Annotated in this window: 2 protein-coding genes; both read left to right on the top strand. The window is 61.8% G+C overall.

Annotation, left to right across the window (positions count from 1 at the left end; genetic code table 11):
* Window positions 1–65 precede the first annotated feature (65 nt).
* A complete protein-coding gene (locus tag ACNAW0_RS30425; RefSeq protein WP_416291488.1) occupies window positions 66–356 on the top strand; it encodes a transposase in 291 nt (96 codons plus the stop codon).
* The coding region (locus ACNAW0_RS30420; RefSeq protein ID WP_416291487.1) for an IS3 family transposase at window positions 353–1,048 on the top strand (696 nt) is incomplete at its 3' end. The genes ACNAW0_RS30425 and ACNAW0_RS30420, both read left to right, overlap by 4 nt.

Genomic DNA, 1,048 nt, shown 5'->3' with positions numbered 1-1,048 from the left:
TGAGGTGCCCCGAAGATTCCGGACAGTGGACCTAATAAGATCCACGTCTGGAAGGGGAGGGAACAATGCCCGAACGGCGAAAGAAGTACTCGCCTGAATTCCGGGAAGAAGCGGTCAAGGCGGTGATCGAGACGTCACGTCCGATCGCGCAGGTCGCCCGCGAGCTCGGAATTGTCGAAGGCACCTTGGGTAACTGGGTTAACGCGTATCGGCGCGAGCACGCCGGCGAGGAACCGCCGTTGACGGTGTCCGAACGCGCGCGGCTGCGTGAATTAGAGAAGGAAAATCGCGAGCTGCGCCTCAAGAACGAGTTCCTGGGAAAGGCCGCAGCCTTCTTCGCGCAGGAGTATCGGTGAGCGCTCGGTACGAGCTCATCGATGCGGAGAAGGCCACCGCGACGCCAGAGGGCGCCAAGAAGTACTCGATTATGAAACTGTGCGAATGGTTGGACGTGTCTACGTCCGGCTACTACGAATGGTGCGGCCGACCAAAATCGGCGACCGCCGCGCGCCGTGAATACCTCCAACTGTTGGTCAAGAAGATCTTTGATGACTCGGACGAGACGTACGGCTACCGGCGGGTCCACGCCCAGCTGGCCCGCTGGGGCGAGCGCTGCACGCCGGAACTCGTCCGGTCGATCATGCGTGACCTGGGCCTGGTGCCGTGTCAGCCCCGGCCGTGGCGGCACAACCTGACCGAGGCCGACGACCAGCCGGCGGCGATCCCCGACCTCGTTTGCCGTGACTTCACCGCCGACGAGCCGGGGTCCAAAATGGTCGGTGACATCACGTACATTCCGACGTGGGAAGGCTGGGTTTATCTGGCCACGGTGATCGACTGCTGCACCAAGGCTGTGATCGGTTGGGCGATCGGCGATAACTACAAAACGCCGCTGATTGCTGCCGCGATTGCGATGGCCGCCCGCAATCACACGATCTCTCCCGGTGCGGTCTTTCACTCTGATCGCGGCAGCAACTACACGTCGGCCGAGTTCGCGAAGACCTTGAAAGCTCTGGACATTCGACAGTCGGTTGGACGGACCGGCATA

The organism is Micromonospora sp. SL1-18 (assembly GCF_047921505.1).
Lineage (GTDB): Bacteria > Actinomycetota > Actinomycetes > Mycobacteriales > Micromonosporaceae > Micromonospora.
This window is presented reverse-complemented; position numbering and strand designations above follow the sequence as displayed.

Excerpts from the sequence above, each read along its gene's own strand:
- ACNAW0_RS30425 (WP_416291488.1), top strand. The coding sequence starts at position 66 with ATGCCCGAACGGCGAAAGAAGTACTCGCCTGAATTCCGGGAAGAAGCG.